Genomic DNA, 19,370 nt, shown 5'->3' on the forward strand with positions numbered 1-19,370 from the left:
GATCGGCCGAAAATAAACAAGAGAGACAGGATACGGAATCGGAGGGCGAGCAATGGCCGTTGCCCCGATCGTGATGATCTCAAGCTATCCGCCGCGACAATGCGGCATCGGGACGTTCTGCGAAGAGGCCCGCGAATTCATCCAGAGGCAGGTCCCGGACCGACCGGTGATCGTCATCAGCCATACCGACGGGCAGGGCGAGGGCGTCATCCCGCTGATCGACATGAGCCAGCGAACCTGGTGGAAACCGGTCGCCGAGAAGGTCCGCGAACTCCAGCCCTACGTGGTTCACATCGAACACGAGTACGGCCTCTACGAATATCACGATGATCGCGGAATCAGCGACAACAACGAAGGCTTCCTCGATCTCCTGGATTCGATCAACGACGTGCCCACCGTGGTCGAGCCACACACCGTCCACGGCCGCCTCACCGACCGCGAAGCCGAGTTCCTCTACGACATGTGCGAGCGGGCCGACGTCGTCCTGTTCAAGTGCTCCTACCAGAAATGGCGCCTCGACTGGAACTTCATGTCGCGAGGATGGCGGGCGCCCAAAAACATCATGATCGTCCCGCACGGCGCGCGGGCCGACCGCTACTGGCCCGAAGAGGAAATCCCGCGCCTCAAGCGTGAACTGGGCCTCGACAAGACCCACCTCTCCGACCATCTGGTCGGCCTCGTCGGCTGGATCCAGTCGAACAAACGCTGGGACATCCTGACCAGCATGTGGGAGCAGATCGTCAAGGAGATCAAGGCCCGGACCGGCGAAAAGTGGGACCTCCTCGCCGCCGGCACCTGGCGCGACCCCAACCACCTGCCCGATTACCAGAAGTACAAGGAGCACATCCAGCTTCTGGAAAAACGCGGCATGGCCCACTACTTCGAATTCGTCCCACGCGGCGAGATCTACTACAAGGTCATGGCGGTCTGCGACATCATCGTGCTGCCCTCGACGGATGAGACGCAGTCGGGCACGCTGGCCCGGATCATCGCCCTGAACAAGCCCTTCATCACCACCGCTCCGATGGAAGGGCTGACCTCCCAGACCATCGAGAGCCAGGGCGGGCTGCTGTTTACCAACAAGCCGACCCTCCGCCAGAACCTGATCCGCCTCGCCTCGGACAAGCAGCTTCGCACCACCCTCTCGCAGAACCTGCGGGTCTACCTCGAAAACGTGGTCAGTTGGCCGGTCGTGGCCAGGCACTACGCCCAGTCGTACGAACTGGCCCGTCAGGGCAAGACGACGCACCAGAAGATCGAACTGCCGGTCGAGTTCTGATCGAACTACCGGCCGACCGTCTTGATCACGAGGAACTGCGGCCGGGCCGTCACCGTCAATTTGGCGTTGCGATCCACGCTTCGCGATCGGCCCATCAGATCGACCGCTGTGATTTCACCCACCGGGAGTCCAAGTGTGCCCAAATCCGCCTCGACGCCGCCGGGCCGATCGCTCCAGAGGACGAACACCTCACGATTCTCTCCGCGGAATCGGAACGCCTGGAGCGGTGCGGTCCCGCCGGACGGACGGCTGACGAAGTCCGTGCCGTCGAGCATCCGGGCCGCTGTGGCGTAGGCGACCAGCCCGGCTTTCGGCCGACGCGCGTCGCCGGCGACCAAGCCGAAGTCCCACACCGGATGGTCCAACGCGATGAACCAGAAGTACTTGTCGATCCCAAGCGAAAGGCACGTGACGGCGGACCGGACCAGGTATTCCGCGCCGGCCCGCTGCTGCGGCAGGTTCGTCAGGTTCATCGCGATCCCGTTCTCTGTCACCCAGACCGGTTTGCTCACGCCGTGCCGGCGATACACCGCCATAAACTGCCCGATGATCTCCTCCGGCTGCCACTGCCACGGGTAAAAGTGCAGATTGTACACGTCGGTGTACCGGTCGCAGCCCAGCTCAAGAAGCCGGTCCTGGAACTCGGCGCCCATGTACTTCATTCCCCATTCGCCAAGGAACGAGGTCGAGGCGATGCCCGTCTGAACGACCTGGGCCTCCGGGTTCGCCGCCTTGACCGTTTGGTGAAAGGCTTTATGAAAGGCAAAATACTCCTCGACGGTGTTGCCGTTCGCCTCGTTCCAGACCTCAAGGTACCTGACCCGGCCGCGATAGTGCGACGCGTACCAGGCAACCAGTTCCAGGGTCAGCGGACTGCTCCAGCGGGGCTTGGCCGCTTCCGGAAAATTGTAGTCTTCAAAGAACGTCAGGCTCTGCAGGCCGCGGGCTCGCATACCGTCAATGAACGCCTCCCGCTGCGGCCAGCTCTCGCGCTCCGTATCAAAGTTCGTGTTGGTCCGCACCCAGACCGCCCCGATCTTCTCGAAGATGTCCAGCAGGCTCTTGACGAACGAGGGATCGCGGTCGATGTAGCCGTAGTGAACCCCGAAACGACTCTGCTCCGAGTCCGCCGGCTTGGGCACGGGAACGACGGAGGCGAACACGTCGATGTACGCCCCTTCCGTATCCGTCAGCCAGTAGATGCCCGGATCGACGTTCTCCATGACCACCGCAGCGGGCCGGCCCGGCTCCACCGCGATCTCCCGCACAATCCGGTCGTCGTAGTCGCGGACGCAGACCGTCGTCGACCGGGTGCTGGTCAGACTGAACCTGACCGGATTGCCGGCGGTCAGAACGTGGTCGTAGTTGTGGAACGCCACCGACACCCGGCCGAAGTCCTCGGTGTCGAGAACCACATCGTCCAGGCCCCCTGCTCCGTTGACATGGTCGAGCTTGAATGAGACCCGGACGTGATGTGTTCCCTCGGGCAGCGCAATCTCCGCCCGAACCTTCCGCCAGACGTCCGGCGTCTCCTTGGTCTTCTCGATCACGCTCTCGCCCAGCGGCCTGTCGTCGGCGTCGAAGAACAGCAGCGAAAGCACCAGGCCGCCTTCACCGCCAACCCGCTTGGCGTTGGTCACAAAACCGGAAGCGTAGAGCGTCCTGACGCCCTCTGGAACCGCCACGGCGTCGGAAACGTACGCCAGAACGCCGCCCGAATCGTCCTGCGAAATCATCAGCCCCCGCTCGCTCTGCCGACCGGCCCCCAGCGCATCAACGGAAACCGAGGACCAGCCGACGATACGGCCATCGACCGGCGCAGCCTCAAAACCGCCGTTTGGCATCAGGTCCGCGCCAAAGGCCGTCGTAACGCTGATCAGTAGCGCCGTCAGGATCACCCGGAGACCTTCACGCTTCATGTCAGAGATTCCTCATAGGAAAGTGCCGGCCCTGCACAAGAACAGCCTGCGCCGTGCCTTCAATACAGGTCCATCCGATACCACTCGGGCCACAGCCATTGCTCGTACGGGTTGGGATGGGACGTGTGATACTCCGCGACCCGCCCCGACGGGGCCAGATGGATCGATGTCCGCCCCGGATGGCGGATCGTGCCTTCGTTCATGCAGCGAATGTATGTGCACTCCTGGCCCGCGGTGTCCGCCCCCGACGCCAGGTCCGGAACAGGGCTTCCGCTGTACTCGAGCATGAACATTGGAGCCAGGTACGGCCTGTCCGACCACTTCAGCCAGTGATTCAAGTTGTTCCAGTACGAACACGGAACCACCGGAGACCACCGCTGCTCAAGGTAGTTGTACTTCGGGTTGCTGAAGGTCGGACCCTCATACATCTCCTTTCCACCCCACGGATCAGCCGGACAAATCACGATCCGCCGATCCACGATGTACCGATCCGCCCACCTCTCCGAATCGACGTGATCGAACGTTGCATCCAACGACCCGAAGTGGTACGGAACGTACTTGAAATCCCCCTGGTACACCACCATGGCCAACCCCAACTGCCGCAGGTTGTTCTTGCACTGCGTGACCCGTACCGCCTCACGCGCCTGCGCCAGCGCCGGAAGCAGGATCGCCACCAGCACCGCGATGATCGCCACCACCACCAGCAACTCGATCAACGTAAATGATCTTGATGTCCGGAAACGCATCGTCCGGTGCTCCACAAATCAGCAATCAACAATCGACAATCAGCAATTCCTCGCCCTTCCCGTGCTCTCGCGAACCACCAGTTCGCATCGAAGCTCGGTCTCGGCGCTCGGCGGCACCAGAATCTCAAGTCCGCGAACCAGCCGGTGAACCTGCCGCGCCGCTTCGTAGCCGAACTGAAGGTACGGAACCCGCACCGTGGTCAGAGGCGGACACAGATACGCGGTCTCCGGGAAATCGTCGAACCCGACCACGCTGACCTCCTCCGGCACCGCGACCCGATGCCGATAGAGGCCCGCCAGGACGCCGCGCGCGCTGAATTCGCACGTGGTAAAGACGGCTGTGAACTCCACGCCCTCAGCCAGCAGAGCCTCGACCGCTTCAAACCCGAACTGCAACCCGCCGTGATGGTGCTTCAAGTCAGCCGCGATCACAAGCCGCTCGTCCTGCTCCAGCCCGTGTTCGCCAAACGCCCGACCATAACCCGCCAGCCTCCGGTGAATCGCCGCACGATCCGTCGCCCCGAGCAGGATGGCGATCCGCCGATGACCCAACTCAATCAGATGGTTGATCGCCTCATACGCCAGCTTCTCGTCGTCGATGCTCAACAGCCGGTCGGACATTCGGCCATCGTTGGCGAACAAACAAAAATACGGAAACCGCTGCTCATCGAGCTGATTCAGATACCCGCTGCGATCCGAGGCCCGAAGCACGACCGCCCCATCCGCGCTGCGGCGCCGAAGCTCACGCACCACGTCGGCTTCATTCAGGTCGCGCAGATGGGCCGAGTACACACTCATCTCCAAATCCTCATGCCGGCAATACTCAGCGATCCCTTCCAACGTCTGAGCCAGAAACGCCCCAAAGTCCAATGAGTGCCCATCGTACTGCTGTACCAGCACACAAAGATTAGCCACCCTACTACTAACTATCCTGGGCTTATAATTGTGCCGCTCCGCCACCTCCTGCACCTGAGCCCGCACCTCAGGGCTGACCGCCGGGTGGTTGTTCAGCACCCGCGAAACCGTAGCCGGCGAGACCCCCAGCTCCCGGCTGATCGTGTAGATCGAAACCTTCCTGACCTTTGCCTTCGCCATCAGAGCCCTTATCGTTTCAGGAACTGTTCCATTTTGTTTCATTCTACTTTGAGCCGACAGTGCTGTCAATAGGCTTTCGATGCTTTTTCAAACGCCACTGGCAGGCCGAAAAATAGCCCGCTTTTGCCGCTCAACCCGGTCTGTCGGTCGGCTGCGTGCTGGCCGGTTGCGTAGCCGTGTCGGTGAGGGCGGCAACCTTCTTGCGGAGTTCCTCAATCTCACTCTCCTTGAGAGGGCCGCACTGCCTGAAATGCTCGACCTTGGCCAGGGCATCCCGCAAATCATTGAGCCGCTGGGGCTGATGCTTCACCAGAAAATTCAGGTAACGGCGCCAACAACGTCCGCAGTCATGTCCCTCAAGGGCCTTGTGGTACTGCCGATCCGCAGCGGCGTATCGCCCGTTGCGCGCGAGTAGGTCGGCGTAACGGAGGCGGTGATCTCTGTCAGGACCGAGACATGCCGCCCTTTCGGACGCCGCCAGGGCCTCCTCAAGGCGATCCAGCTTTTCCAGGGCGCCGGCCAATTCGTACAGGAGTGCGGGATGGTCGGGGAATCGCTCGAGTCGGTCGCGGGCGAGTTGTTCAGCCTCAGCCGCGCGGTCCTCAACGAGAAGGTCCATCTGATGGATCGCGGCCGGAAGGTGGGTCGGATCAAGACGGCAGGCCGTGCAGAAGTGCTCGAGCGCCTCCTGCTTGCGTTCCGTCCGCAGATAGGATTGGCCCAGGGAGTAGTGCACCTCCGGGTCGCCCGGCGAAAGCTCGAGGGCCTCCCTGAGAGCACTCTCAACCAGCTGCGTCGTCAGTTCATCCATCTCGTCGGTGGAAATCGCGTTGGTCACGAAGAGGCGAACGGGAACAGACTCGGGACGACACTTCATCAATTCGCGACCTTGGGCGAGTTCCGATTCGTCACGGTTTGAAAGCGACGCGAAGACTTTCAGAATGTACGAGAAACACTCCGCCGCATCCGTCGGAGGCGCGGGGACAGTCGCCGGCCGCGCATCCGAACTGCTTGCCAATCTCTTGAGAAGATCATGGACCGTACCAACCGGAGCGCCTTTGAGCTGGTGGAGCAGTACGACGCCGTCACGCTCATAGTAGTGATGTTTCCCAAAGACCCCGACTACGATGTCGCTTTGAGGCAACAGGATAGGCGAGCCGCTCCATCCGGGTCCCGCGTAGCGTCCTCCCTGCAGGGTGATCGCCGACGCCTTGCCGGTTACATTCACCCGCCAAACGGGTATCTGTTCGAGATAGACCTCACGCGCAATTTGTAGAGAGCCGTCCACCACCTGAGACGGCGGGTAACCAGCAATCACCATCTGCGAAGCGGCCTGCATCTGCTCCTGCGAACCGAGGGCCAGCGAGGGGTGGCCCGACCAGGCTGGCTCCAGCACGGCCACGTCGTTTTCGCGGTCCACCGCAACAACCTTCGCCTCGAAGAGATCGCCGTGGAATGGGCTGACAACCCGCAGCCGGACCCGCAGAACCTGAGCATCCTTCGGCTCGCGATCTTCGACGCAGTGGGCGGCGGTCACGATGTAGCGGCCCCCGGCGACGACAAACCCGATCCGCAGACCGCTGAATCTGACGAATCGCGGCATCTCAGTCCAGTAGCCGAAGTAGACGATGGCTCGCGGATCGAAACTGGCACTACTCCGGGCGGGCACCGGCGGGCGCCGACGGCGGCCCGCCATGGTGTCTGCCGCCTGTTCGGGGGTCTGACCGTATCGGTCCTTCAGCGAGGCATTCGCGCCTCGGGCCAGCAGTGTCCGGACCACTTCGGTTTCTCCCGCCGCCGAGGCCACGTGCAGCGGTGTCATATCGGCGGTGTATTCCCGCCTATTGATCAAAGCTCCACGGTCAAGCAGTTCCTCCACCATCGTGTCATAGCCGTGCAGGGCGGCCAGGTGGAGCGAAGTCATGCCGTGGCGTCCGCGGACGTCCACTTCTGTTCCCCCATTGAGCAGTTCAGTCACTGCCACGGGCTCTTTCCTGCGAACCGCTTCGTGCAGGAGCGTGTCGGGTGCGTTGTCCCAGGACTGGCGGGCGGACTCGGACATTCTGGGCTTGGACGAGCCACGCTTGCCGATCTGGATCGGACACCCGCCGACACCAACCAGAGCGACCGCTACCAGGATTGCCACTATTCGGATTCCGCTGACGTGTCGCACCATGTCACCTCTCCACAGACGTACCGGCCTCGTCCCATGCTACCACTCAAGACGTTGCCGACGAAGGTTTTATTCAAGGTTAATCACGCTGCTTAACCGTTGCCATCGCACGACATCCGACGCATAATGAGGCCCAGAAAGGAACCGCAAATCGATGAGCAAATGGCTTGCACAGCTATTGGCGGCGACGGTGGGGCTTTCCGTCCAAATGCTTGGTCTGCCGGCACTCGCGGCGGAGCCCGAGGCGGGGGCGGCACTGTACCTCTCGGCGATACAGACGACCCAGCCGGCCAGCCCGAACCCGGGCGAGCTTCAGCGGCAGATCGTCCTGTTGACCGCCGCCACCAGACTGGCTCCCAACCTGACGCCCGCATGGAAAGAGCGGATAGATCTGGCCCAGGCGGTCGGCCGACCCGACCTGGCCCAGCGGGCGGTTCAGGCCTTTCTGGCCACCAATCAGCCGAATGCCCTGATGCAAATGCAGTGGATCGAACTTCAGCTTGTCGACCTCCAGACCGTCGAGGCCGGACGCGATTTCCTCGAACAGCTCGTGGGCAACGAAAACGCCCTCCTCCCCGAGGTGGTCAGCGACGTCTACCGGCGGCTGGCGGAACTGGCGTGGCAGGGCTACGAGCCGGACCGGGCCCGCAAGTTCCTCGACCTGGCGATACGGACGGCCCCCCTGAACCTCAAGGCCCAGCGGATGCAGGCCGAGATGGACTGGCCGGGCCAACCGAGAGACCTTGGTGGGCGATCGGCCCGACGGCTGGAATTGCTCCTGGCCGAGGCGCGGGCCAACCCCTTGAACGCGGACATCCAGCAGCAGATCGCCGTCCTGGCGGGCAACGCGGGAATAGAGAAACAACTCCACCTCTGGCTTGACCGCCGAAGAGAGCTCCTTGACCACTTCGGTCTAAAGCCGGATCTGACGCCTGAGCAACGCCTTGAGATCGCCGAAGCGGCTTTGGCTGCGGAAGCCTACCAGACCGGCCTGGACGTGCTCTGGACGTGGTTGAACCGTCGTCAAGCGACGACGAACCCGACCACCAGCCCAACCGCTCAGACCGCGCCCGCAACCCAGCCGGACGATCCGCGACGCGACGTGCTCGAGGCCAGGATGCGTCTGACCCTGGCCGTCCTGGCCCACAAGGTGGATCAGATCGAGATACTCCACGAGCAGGAGGAATGGATCGAGTTGCAGTATCGGCGCCTGCTGGCCGGAGAGTCGCTGGAGCCCGAGGCGGCGGCGATGATCGCCATCTACTGCGCGGTCTACGCCGACAAGCTCGACAACCCCACGCTCGGCGCCCTGAAGTTCGCCAACTATGCGTACCTGGCCACGCAAAGGCCAAGCCGGCCCGCGATCCTGGCCTCAGCCCTGGCCTACGCCCACGCCGAGGAACTGCCCGGAGCCATCCGCCTCCTCGATGAGCTGGATCGGCTGGATCAGCCGCTCGAGGTCCTCGCCAAGGTCTGGGTTCTGGAAACTCAGAAGAAGACCGAGGAGTTGCTCAGCCTCCTGGAGGAAAAACTCCCAAACATGGGCCCCGGCCCGATCCGGCGGATGCTCGAAGAGGCTTGGTCACAGCGGACGGGCCGTCCAATCCCCCAGCCGGATTTCCAGACGGTACGCCAGATGCTGGACCAATTCGACCCGGCCGCCCTGCAGATCGCCTACAATCCGCGGGAGCATCTGCATCTGACGCTGGCGACCCACGGAGACCTCGCACAGGGCGATTTCGTCCGGGTCGAGGCGGTACTGGAGAATACCGGCAAGATCCCGCTGAGCCTGGCCCCCGGATCCTTCGTCGATCCGACCGTGGTGGTCGCGATCACGCCCGAGGACTCGAACGTTCCCCCCTGCTACCTGCGAATCGACCTCGACGCCCGCCAGGTGCTCGAACCGGGGCGCTCGGTCTCAGCCGCCGCTCTGCTGGACGCCGCGCAGACGGCCGACGGGCTCTTCTGGCCCGAGTACGTGATCCGCTACGGCCAGATGCTCAGCCGACCGGTGATTCGGGGGGAAGTCTCGGGAACGGTGGTGGTGGCGGAGGTGCAGCCGGTGGTGCTGATCGAGAGCGAAGCCTCCGGTCCTGAAATCCCGCCGATGACCGACCAACGTCTGGCGGAACTCAGCGAGACCTTGGCGCATCCCGATGCGACAGGCTGGACCTGGGGCAATCTTGCCGCCCTTTACCTTCGCGATCCGCGATTCCAGGAGGCAACTCAAGGTCTGGTTGGCGCGATGACGGAGCGACTGACCGACGCCGATGCGGAAACCACCGCCGTCCTGGCCTTCGGGCTGCGCCACGCCGAGGGAACGCCGGCGGTCTTTAACGCCCTGGCGGCGGTATTGTCCCGGCCGGGCTGGCTGGATCGGCTCACCGCCCTGGACAGCGTCGGCCAACTCCAGGGACCAGCCGCCAAACCGCTGTACGACTACTACGCCCGCAACGACGCCGACCCCCTGGTCCGCCAGTTGGCCACCGCCTATCTCCTGATGGAGCAGAACGGAGAGCAGCCATGACGACGCAGAACCAACCACGCAAGCCGCTGGACATACTGATTACCAATGATGACGGGATTCTCGCTCCGGGTCTGGCCGCCCTCATCCGGGCGGCCGAGCACCTGGGAAACCTTCACGTGGTCGCCCCGGAAACCGCCCAGAGCGCAGCCGCCCATTCGATCACACTGACCGAACCGCTGATCTCTCAACACGTCGAACTGCCCGGCGGGATCGGCGGGTTCAGCATCTCCGGCCGTCCGGCCGACTGCGTCAAACTGGCCATGACCGAACTGCTGCCGACCAGACCGGACCTGGTAATCAGCGGGATCAACGCCGGAGCCAACGTCGGCGTCAACGTCCTCTATTCCGGCACCGTGGCGGCCGCCCTCGAAGCCGCCTTCTTCAACGTCCCCGGCATCGCCATCTCGCTGGACATCCGCGGCAAGATCGACTTCAAGTACGCCGAACAGGTCGCCCGCGAAGCGCTGGACCAACTGGTCCACCAGAGCGTCCTGACCCCGGGACGCGTGCTGAACGTCAACATCCCCATCCCGGAGATCGGCCCGCCCAAGGGCATGAGGGTGGTCCGTCAGTCCACCCGGGCATGGGCGGACCGTTTCCAACGCCGCACCGACCCCCGAGGGCGCGTCTACTTCTGGCTCGACGCCGACGTCAACGAGGACGAGGCCCTCCAGGAAGAGACCGACGAGCATGCCATCAACGAAGGCTACATCACCGTCACGCCGCTCAACAGGGATCTGACCGATCTGAGCGATCTGCGGAATGTCCGAGAACTCCTCGGCGGTTAAAGTCACTGCTAATCAACAAGTTAGAACAGCGATCGGCAGCGATTTCCAGCACCCTGCGGTGAAGATGTAGTCATAATTGTTGACACCTACCGGCTTGAATAGTTTCCAAGGGGGTTGATAATACAGTAAGTTAATGAAAGGCATGCTAGACACTGAGAAACGAAGAAGAGGAGATTTGAGCGGGTAGGTTTGCCTTTTCCCCTCCCCCGACCCAGGCGGCGTTCGCTAGTCCCCAGCAACGCCGCCGATTTTTTGCGCAGCGACCCGTCCTATAACTCCCGTCCATAATCTACTTGTTGTAAACCAGCACCATAGCCCAAGTTGCGGCAGCGGAACTACTCCCAAACCCGGTTGCAAACTTATGCCGGGGGTTGGTCAAGCCGATCTGGTGAAATGTATACTTATGGAGGTCGCCCAGGTTAGCTAAAGCACCCAAACTTCCTTTTTCACACCGGGGACCCCTCGCGGACGCGAAATTCGCGGGCCCAGAGGTCGGAGGGTACTGATGGACGCCACGACAGCGGAAAAGCTGCGAGTGGCCTTGGACGCAGATGACGACTCGATTGAGCGGGCCTTGGCGGAACTCGACCGCAAGGCCTCGGCATGGTTCGATTCGGTCCGGGCCGCACACCAAGCCCTGTGCGCGTTGGCGGGGCCGCGTGTTTCCAGCGAAGAGGCCAAAATCCAATCGACGCCGTCGACCCTCTTGGAGGAAGACGCGGCTGCGCTGCCGGCAGAGACGCCGACCCCGGATGCGGTCCGTGAAGAACTGCAAACCGCCCTCGCGGCACCGGAACTCGACGCCGTCCCAGCCGAGGCGTCAGCCGACGACGCCGCGGCCGGCCGTGAAGATGAGGATCTCCTGGCCAAACACAACATCGTGCGGATCAGCGCCAAAAACAAGGATCGAACACACGCCTCGCCCAAGGCCCACACGACGGCCGAACCGCAGGGCGACGACGGAATCGATGCGCTGCTGGCGACACTGGAGCCCGAAGTGGCTCAGAAGGTTCGCATCATGCACCGGATGTTCCCGGACAAGGATATCGAAGAGTTGATCGAGAGATTTCGGACAGAAGCGGCCGGAGAACGCAACAGACCGGCCGAGAAGGAAGCGGACAAGGGGAAGGGTTGGTCCTGGTGGAGGAGAGACAAACGATGACGCAGGTGAAAGCGGGAAACGCAGCCGAACTGGCGCAACAGGCCCTGGACCTGGGGCATATTCAGGAGTTGGGCAACGATGTCGTGGAGGCGGTTCAACTGCTGCGCGAATTGCTCGAGGCGAGGGCCGAGGCGCTCGAGGCCTGCCGGTCCACCCTCGAAGAGCAGTACCATCAATTCGAGGAAGAACGCAGCCAGTTGGCCCAGCAGGAGTCGGAGCTCTGCGAACAGTTGGAACGCCGCGAAAAGGACCTCGTTGAACGCGAGCAGACCTGCGAGGAAACGCACGAGCAGGCGCAAAAGGTCATGCAGGAGCATGAGCAGCGGTCGCGCGAGCTGGCCCAGAAACAGGAGCAGGTCGAGGCCAGGCTCAAGGAGGTGGAAAAGGCACGACAGGAACTCACCGTCCTCGAGCAGGCCCTCGCCGAAAACGAGAAGAAACTCTCGCAGAAGTCCCACGAGATTGACCAGTGGTCCGCCGCCCTGGAGGAAGAGGGCAAGAAAATCGAGGCTCAGAAGCAGCAACTGGCCAAGGCCGCTTCGCAACTCAAGCAGGAACGCTCCGACTGGGAGAACCAGCGTGGCGATATCTCCGAGGCCGAAGGCAAGCTGGAAAGCCAGCGGGAAGAACTCCGCCGAATGCAGGAGCAGATCCAGTCCGCCCGATCCGAATTCGAACAGGAGCGGACCGCCTTCCAAGCCCGGCAGAAGGAACTCGCCGCCCTGGCCGAGAGCCTCGAGCAGCAGAAGGAGGAACTCGCCGTGCGGCAGACCCAGGTCGAGGCCCTCCAGACCGAGTGGGACGCCAAAATGCAGGAGCTGATGGCCGCCAACGAGAGCCTCTCGGCCCTCCGTGCCCAGCTCGATCGCGAGTTGCAGAACGTGGTCGAACGCAAGGATGACCTGCTTCCCAAGTTCGGCGTGACCGAAGAGGAAGTCAAGCAAGGCGCCCCCGCAAAGGCCGGGCTGCCTGCGGCGAAAAATCCCCAGGCCCGCGAGGCCATCGAACGGTTCCAGAAGCTCTGCCGGGATGCCCGACGGCGGGCGATCGGCGAAGGCTGATGGCGGCGACGGTTGACGACTATTCCCTGGTGCAAGGAACACAAGCATGGTGTTGAAGATGTTCACGCGAAAGCAGACCCCCGCCCAACCGAGGCTCGCGGTGCAGCGGCGAATGACCGGCCGACACAAGGACTACGTGCCGGCCGAACCGCGAACATTGGACCAGGATCCGCTCAAACGGGTTCTCCAACAGGGACGCTGCGGCCTGCTCGTCCGCGGCGACGAACAGTGGCGGAACCATCCGCAGTTCGCCTCGGGCTCGAAAACCGCCCTGCGCAAAATCGACGAGACGTTCGCCCTGGTTCCGGAGGGTTTCGTCTCGCTCCCCCAGACGGTCACCGACGCCCCGGGCTCCCCCGAGATGGACTTCGAAACGGACCCGTTCCTGATGGCCCGCTGCGCGACGACCAACGCCGAATTTCAGTTGTTCGTCGACGACAACGCCTACGAAAACCTCGAACTGTGGCCCAAAGACATCTGGCCCCACCTGATCGACTTCAAGGATCTGACCGGCCTGCCCGGACCTCGCTACTGGGAACATGGACGGCACGACCGACGCCTGGCGGACCATCCCGTGGTGGGCATCTGCTACTACGAGGCGGCGGCGTACGCGGCATGGGCCGGCTACCGCCTGCCGACCGAGGCGGAGTGGCAGATGGCCGCGAGCTGGCGAATCCGCAGTTCGGCCTATGTGCTGCGACGCTATCCCTGGGGCGATGCGATGGACGCCTCCCGATGCAACATCTGGATGTCGGGCGTCGGCACGACGGTCCCGGTTCACGAGTATGAAAACGGAGCCGCTCCCAACGGCGTGCTGCACCTCTGCGGCAACGTCTGGGAGTGGACCGACAGCGATTACTGCGTCTACGACGAGGAAGGACGCCCGGTGGTGGGCGACATGCTGATGAAGTCGATCCGCGGCGGATCCTTCGACACCTACTTCGCCTGCCAGGCCACCAGCTTCTTCCGAACGGGACTGGCGTGCCTGATGCGGACGCACAACGTCGGAATCCGCTGCGCGCTCGATTGTTCGGCGGTCGACGATCAAAACGGCGGCGAGCAAGGGAGTGAGCAATGACAACCATCAACACCAGTTCCTCGGTCAATACGATCTGCATGATCTGCGACACACCGAACTCCAAGTCGGCCATGCTGTGCCGCGAGTGTTCCGCCCCCCTGAGCCTGGTCCGCGAGGCGATCTCCCAGGAACGCGAGCCCCAGGTCGTCAGCGTGGTCGGCGAAAGCAACGTCGGCAAAACCGTGTACCTGGGCTTCCTGCTCGATATGCTCTCGCAGCAGGCCAACGACTTCGAGGCGATCCCAAAGGGAGCGTACTCGATCGACGTGCAGCAAACGGTCATCAGCCACATGGCCCACCGGATGTTCCCGCCCAAGACGGCCATGGAACCCGACCAGTGGTACTGGGCCTACTACCAGGTCCGCAAGCGGGCCATCGCGAACAAGTGGATTGACCTGGTGATGCCCGACATGGCCGGCGAATCGCTGGCCGCGGAGATGGCCAGCCCAAAAACCTTCCGCGTGATCAGCAACCTCGTCAGCAAGTCCTCCGGCGCCGTCCTCCTGGTGGACGCGGGCCTCGCCGCCAACGGTTCCTCCAGGCCCGACTTCTTCGCCCTCAAGATGATGAGCTACATCGACTCGATGAACGGACTGCGGCACGACCAGAAAATCAAGACCCCGATCGCCATCGTGCTCGCCAAGTCCGACTACTGCCCCGAATGCTTTGACAACCCGCGAGAATTCGTCCGGGCCAATCTCAACCGCCTCTGGAACATGTGCATCAGCCGGTTCGAAAACGTCGAGTATTTCGCGTGCAGCGTGGTCGGTTCGCTCGGCTACGCGACGCCCGCCGTCTCGCGTCCCAAACCGCAACCCGCCGCCTCCATCCTGAAAAAAGCAACCCAGGAAGACGCAGAACAGGACGAAGGAGTCTTGTCGGAATGGGAACGCCGATTCGCCGTCAACGGCGCCTCCAAGTCCAGCCGTTCGGAAATGGTCGAGGCGGAGCCCCGGCCGCACCCCGAGTGGGACCAGGGCGGCCAGGACCTGGTGGTCCCCGTGCCGCTGCACACCGCCCTCCAGGGCGTCCTCGAGCCGTTCGAGTGGATCCTCGAACAGATCTAGCCCCGGACCGGGTCGGAAACGGAAGGGAATGACCGTATGGCCGTAAAGTGCGAGCAGGCAATCTTCACCTCCATTCGGACCCTCACCGGCGAAGGCTACCGGATCATCGCGGCCAGCCCGGGCCTGAATCCGGATGAGCGCACGGAGATCACCCGTCGCAGCCCCTCGCACAACAGCCTCTGCTCACCGTCCTCCCATGCGGTCGGAATCCTCAACTGCCGGTTGGACAGCGGGCGATACTGCATCGGCTATTCCCGCTGCGCGGGTGCCGAGCAAACCGCGCGAGGAGGAGCAAGGGTCTATACCAACCTCGCGGTCCTCTGCGAAGACGGCTTTCGACGCTTTGAGGGCAATCCCGTGCGAGCCGCAGCCGTCCTGGCCAGAGAGGCCGGCAAGTCGATCATGCTCAAACCCCAACCGCGGCTCGACCCGCTGGAACTCGACCCCGACGCCATCCCGCACATGGACCTGGAACACGACCCGACCCCCTGTTTCGGCACCTCCGACGATGCCTACTGGCTCACCAAGGTTCTTCGGCCCCTCCTGTACGGACGCTCCGTCCTCATTGTCGGCGCCTCTGCCCCCTTTGAGATGCTCGAATGGACGCTCAAAGCACTCCCCCTGCCCATCCGCATCGGCATCTCCGTCAGCGTGGGGCTTCGCTGGGCGTCAACCCGTGATATCCGCCTCTGCTTCGTCGATCATGCGGGAATTGAGACGAGGCGGGCCATTTCCGGCCAGGGCGTCGAATGGCTTGAGGTCAAGTCAAGGCCGGATGACCGGCAACCAGAGCCCCAGACGGACTATTGCGCCATGATCGGCCGCTGGTGGCGGGATCGCCGCTTCCGCGATATTGTTACGCTGACCGGACTGATCGAAGAACCCGCAAGCCCCAACGATCTGGACCACCTTGCCCCGCTTTGCGATCGGCAAAAACAACTCGTCGCCGCCGGTCACGTCGACCGCGACCAGCTTGATGCCGATACGTTGGCATGGCTCAATCGAACTGTCGCCGCCTTCTCCAGGCGAACGTAATCCACCCAAGACCAGCCCGCCCCCTATCCCTTGATACAAAACACCCTGGGAGGCATGAACTTAATAACTACTGCTTCTCCCAAATCATCCCCACCACTATTCACCCTTGACTAGGTCCGATAATCTTTGTATAGTCAGCGCAGGAGCGTATGGTTGACATCGCCAACTTGGGAATTTCTAAGCGGGGGTGCATAGTGCATACATTGACACAAATTATTGCTTATGTTGCATTGGCATTAGTTATGACAAGTACAAGCAGCGGAGACCTGTTTCCCTCGGCTGCACCCAACTCGGAGCTGAGTCTCGATGCTCCCAGTCGGATGGCGGATCAGCCGATGCAGGGCGACGCCGATCTGGACGGCGACGTTGATTTGGGCGACTTTGATATCTTTGAGGCCAACTTCGCCACACCGTCCGGAGCGACGTGGGAACAGGGAGACTTCGACCAGGACGACGACGTGGACCTTGACGATTTCGCCTTGTTACAGAACAGCTTCGGCTACACGCAGCCGACCAACGGCGAGAACACGCCCCCGGTCCAGGTGCCCGCTCCGGCTGCGATCCTGCTGGGCGCGATCGGCCTGGCTCTGGCCGGATGGGTCCGACAACGTCTGGCCTGACGGCCCTCGCGCTATCCGCCTGGATGCCGGAACCGTCGTCAACGTCGTTCGCGAACGCCGCAAACAGACGATGCGGTCTCTCCCTGCGCCGCGACGCAGTACCACACCAACAGCCGTGACGCTCCGCCCGAAGCTCCACCACGTCGTTTCCCCGTTGCTTCCAAACCCGCGAAACGGTTTTTTGTTGAACTTCGTGAGATTCTCTGAATAATGCTCCAATAGGCGGGTCATCAGAGGCCCGGGCCGTTGGGGACGGCGTGGTCCAACCGCGGTGATAACGGAGGCACGAGCTATGTCGTGGGTGACCAAGGGCAGAGTCATGGGTTTCGGGCGTTTCTCAATACTGGCGGGAGTCGCGGTTTTCGCCTTCACTTGCATCGGCTGCGCCGGCGACGGCCGAATCAGCGTCTATGAGTACCTCCAGATACGGCAGACCGAACCAGCCGCACCAACCACCCAGCCCGTGGACACCTCCGCGCTGACTAAGATGGTCAACCATGAACTTGGCCCCTACCGCGCCGGGACCGGCGACGTGCTCCAGATCATGCTCTCCGGTCCGGATCAGACGGTGATCTATCAGCCGGTGCCGGTGCGGGTCGACCAGGAGGGTACCGTCGAGTTGCCCATCGTCGGCAAAATCAAGGTGGCCGGCCTGAGCCTTGAGGCGGTCGAGGACGCGATCCAGCAGGCCTACGTCCCGGACGTCTACCGCCAGGCCGTCGTGCACGTGAGCCTCTTTGAGCCCTATGCGACCAACGTCCTGGTCACCGGCGCGGTCGTAACTCCCGGACTGATCCCGCTGCGCCGAACGGAACGAAATCTGATGTACGCCCTCGCCGCGGCCGGCGGACTCTCGCAGCTCTCTTCCGGCAAGGCCACGCTCAAGCGCCTTCGCCACCCCGAGCAGAGCGTCACCCTCGACCTGACCGACCCGGAGCAGCTCGCCGGCGCCCTGACCATCGATCCGCTGGAGCCGGGCGACCTGATCTACGTGCACTCAGCCGTCCCGAATACCGTATTCGTCGGCGGCTTGGTCAACGCGCCCCGGGCCCAGACCTATCCGCCGGGAACGGACGTGACCGTGCTCCAGGCCATCGCCGCCTCCGCCGGCCTGCGAGAAGACCTGGTGCCCAGCGAGGCCACCCTGATCCATCGCACGCCCGACGGCCGCGACATCCGCGTCAAGCTCAACCTCAACAAGATATCGAAGGGCGAGGAACCCAACGTCGTGCTCGCCGCCGGCGATATTCTCTGGGTGCCGCACACCCTCGGCACGCGGGTCGTCGAATTCATCAACCGCAACTTCTTCTTCCGCGCCGGCTTCAGCGCCACCTATAACATCATCGGCGGCGAGGACTACCTCGAAGACGATTTCAACGTCGGTCGGCGCGACCTCTCATCGCTCTACGACCCGTTCGGCGAGCTGTTGCGCAACGCCGCCCTCCAGGGCCTCACTCCGGCGCCGCCTGTCGTGCCCGTCGCCAAGTAGCCCCGAACGTAAGGGCATCAAAGCGGAGTGGCTCGGGCTCGGCGATCGGAATCTGTGTCGGTCGATCGCAGGCCACTCTCCACCCCCGGCGCCGCCACCATTCAGATCACCGCACAGGACGGCGACACGGCGCCCAAAGCGATTCTCGCCGCGAAAATGCGAACGCGTATTCATTGTTTCTGCCGCACGGCGGCATGGACTATAATAATCCTTGAACGTATGCCCTTGCGACGGGGGGCGGACACCAGGACAAGATCGGACAATGGCGGAACTGGAACAACAGAAGGCGCCTCAGAACTGGCCGGATCGGCTCTTGCGGTCGATCGGGTCGCTGCGCCTGGCCGGGCTGCTGATGGTCCTGTGGATGGTGGCGATGGCGGCGGCGACCGTCCATGAGGTCCAGCGCGGAACCGAACCGACGCTCAAAGCCTTCTACGGCTCGTCGTGGTTCGCCGCGCTGCTGGGCATGATCGGAGTCAACGTGCTGGCCGCGATGGTCCTGCGCTTCCCGTTCAAGCGGAGCCACGCGGGTTTCGTAGCCGTCCACGCCGGCATCCTGATCGTCCTGGTCGGAGCCTTGATGACCAAACGCTGGGCGATCGACGGGCAACTGGCCCTCGCGGAGGGCCAGACCGCGGCCGTCTTTGCCGTCGATCAGCCGGTCCTGGCCCTGACGAATCTCGCCGACGGCCGAACCGCCACCGTCGATCTGCCGCCGTCCGTTTTCGACGGCCTGAAAACCGTTGAGACGCCCGCCGCTCCGCAACCGGCCCTCGGCGACGTGACGGCAAGCGCCCTGCGATACCTCCCCGACAGCGCCGAGCGGGAGGAGGTGCTCGACGACAACCCGCGCGAACACGACGCCGTCGAAGTGCGATTCTCGACGGATGAGGGAAGCCAATCCCTATGGCTCTTCGCCGATCACGCAGACGAGACGGCCATGATCGGCTATCAGGTCCATCAGGACGAAGCCGACTTCGCTCGGACGATCACAACGCAGCCGACCACCCAACCCGCCGACAAAGGGCGGGTGATGGTCGAGTATCATGGGCAGCGGTACGAATTCAGCGTGGACGAGGTCCTCGGCCGTGAGGTCCCGTTGGAAGGGTCGGACCTGCGGATGCGGCTCGTGCGGTATCTGCCTCATGCGACAGTCGGAGCCGATCGCAAGCTCGTCAATGCCTCCGATCAACCGGTGAACCCTGCCATCGAGGTGGAATTCGAAGGCCCCCAGGGCACGGAGCGGCGGCTCGCGTTTGCCCGATTTCCGGATTTCGGGTCCATGCACGGACACGACCAGGCATTCGAGGGACTGAAGGTCAACCTCTCAG

General features: G+C 63.0%; 15 protein-coding genes. 11 read left to right on the forward strand and 4 right to left on the reverse strand.

Going from position 1 to position 19,370, the window contains the following annotated elements:
- Window positions 1–52 precede the first annotated feature (52 nt).
- On the forward strand, window positions 53–1,279 hold the full coding sequence (locus GXY33_18745; GenBank protein NLX07180.1) for a glycosyltransferase: 1,227 nt from the start codon (window positions 53–55) through the stop codon (window positions 1,277–1,279).
- Between the two features lie 5 nt (window positions 1,280–1,284).
- Here GXY33_18745 and GXY33_18750 read toward each other — a convergent pair whose 3' ends face one another.
- From GXY33_18750 to GXY33_18765, 4 genes are all read right to left on the reverse strand, one after another.
- Window positions 1,285–3,198, reverse strand: coding sequence for a hypothetical protein (locus tag GXY33_18750; GenBank protein ID NLX07181.1), 1,914 nt, complete (start codon window positions 3,196–3,198; stop codon window positions 1,285–1,287).
- 59 nt (window positions 3,199–3,257) lie between these two features.
- The gene (locus GXY33_18755) at window positions 3,258–3,944 is read right to left on the reverse strand and encodes a DUF1559 domain-containing protein (protein ID NLX07182.1); all 687 of its coding nucleotides are present in this window, start codon (window positions 3,942–3,944) and stop codon (window positions 3,258–3,260) included.
- A gap of 39 nt (window positions 3,945–3,983) precedes the next feature.
- Window positions 3,984–5,039: a LacI family transcriptional regulator gene (locus tag GXY33_18760; protein ID NLX07183.1), complete on the reverse strand. Its 1,056-nt coding sequence runs from the start codon at window positions 5,037–5,039 to the stop codon at window positions 3,984–3,986.
- Window positions 5,040–5,169: 130 nt separating this feature from the next.
- Window positions 5,170–7,215, reverse strand: coding sequence for a tetratricopeptide repeat protein (locus GXY33_18765; protein NLX07184.1), 2,046 nt, complete (start codon window positions 7,213–7,215; stop codon window positions 5,170–5,172).
- A 151-nt stretch (window positions 7,216–7,366) separates the two neighbouring features.
- Here GXY33_18765 and GXY33_18770 point away from each other — a divergent pair, with 151 nt between their 5' ends.
- The 10 genes from GXY33_18770 to GXY33_18815 all read left to right on the forward strand — a co-directional run.
- Window positions 7,367–9,739 carry a hypothetical protein gene (locus GXY33_18770; GenBank protein NLX07185.1) on the forward strand — a complete coding sequence of 791 codons (2,373 nt, stop codon included), beginning with the start codon at window positions 7,367–7,369 and terminating at the stop codon, window positions 9,737–9,739.
- The gene (gene surE / locus GXY33_18775) at window positions 9,736–10,527 is read left to right on the forward strand and encodes a 5'/3'-nucleotidase SurE (GenBank protein NLX07186.1); all 792 of its coding nucleotides are present in this window, start codon (window positions 9,736–9,738) and stop codon (window positions 10,525–10,527) included. Before GXY33_18770 ends, surE begins: the two co-directional genes overlap by 4 nt.
- 505 nt (window positions 10,528–11,032) lie before the next feature.
- Complete coding sequence (locus tag GXY33_18780; GenBank protein ID NLX07187.1) at window positions 11,033–11,689, forward strand: hypothetical protein; 657 nt, start codon at window positions 11,033–11,035, stop codon at window positions 11,687–11,689.
- Window positions 11,686–12,750 (forward strand): hypothetical protein, encoded by a 1,065-nt coding sequence (locus GXY33_18785; protein NLX07188.1) that lies wholly within the window; start codon window positions 11,686–11,688, stop codon window positions 12,748–12,750. The genes GXY33_18780 and GXY33_18785 overlap by 4 nt, the downstream gene beginning before the upstream one ends.
- Before the next feature lie 46 nt (window positions 12,751–12,796).
- Complete coding sequence (locus GXY33_18790) at window positions 12,797–13,828, forward strand: formylglycine-generating enzyme family protein (GenBank protein ID NLX07189.1); 1,032 nt, start codon at window positions 12,797–12,799, stop codon at window positions 13,826–13,828.
- Complete coding sequence (locus tag GXY33_18795; GenBank protein NLX07190.1) at window positions 13,825–14,895, forward strand: hypothetical protein; 1,071 nt, start codon at window positions 13,825–13,827, stop codon at window positions 14,893–14,895. Before GXY33_18790 ends, GXY33_18795 begins: the two co-directional genes overlap by 4 nt.
- A 36-nt stretch (window positions 14,896–14,931) precedes the next feature.
- Window positions 14,932–15,930 (forward strand): hypothetical protein, encoded by a 999-nt coding sequence (locus GXY33_18800; GenBank protein NLX07191.1) that lies wholly within the window; start codon window positions 14,932–14,934, stop codon window positions 15,928–15,930.
- A gap of 242 nt (window positions 15,931–16,172) precedes the next feature.
- Window positions 16,173–16,550, forward strand: coding sequence for a hypothetical protein (locus GXY33_18805; GenBank protein ID NLX07192.1), 378 nt, complete (start codon window positions 16,173–16,175; stop codon window positions 16,548–16,550).
- A gap of 292 nt (window positions 16,551–16,842) precedes the next feature.
- A complete protein-coding gene (locus tag GXY33_18810; protein NLX07193.1) occupies window positions 16,843–18,039 on the forward strand; it encodes a hypothetical protein in 1,197 nt (398 codons plus the stop codon).
- A gap of 262 nt (window positions 18,040–18,301) precedes the next feature.
- Window positions 18,302–19,370: cytochrome c biogenesis protein ResB (locus tag GXY33_18815; protein NLX07194.1), on the forward strand; the 1,069-nt coding region annotated here is incomplete at its 3' end.

It is taken from the genome of Phycisphaerae bacterium, assembly GCA_012729815.1.
Taxonomy (GTDB): Bacteria; Planctomycetota; Phycisphaerae; order JAAYCJ01; family JAAYCJ01; genus JAAYCJ01.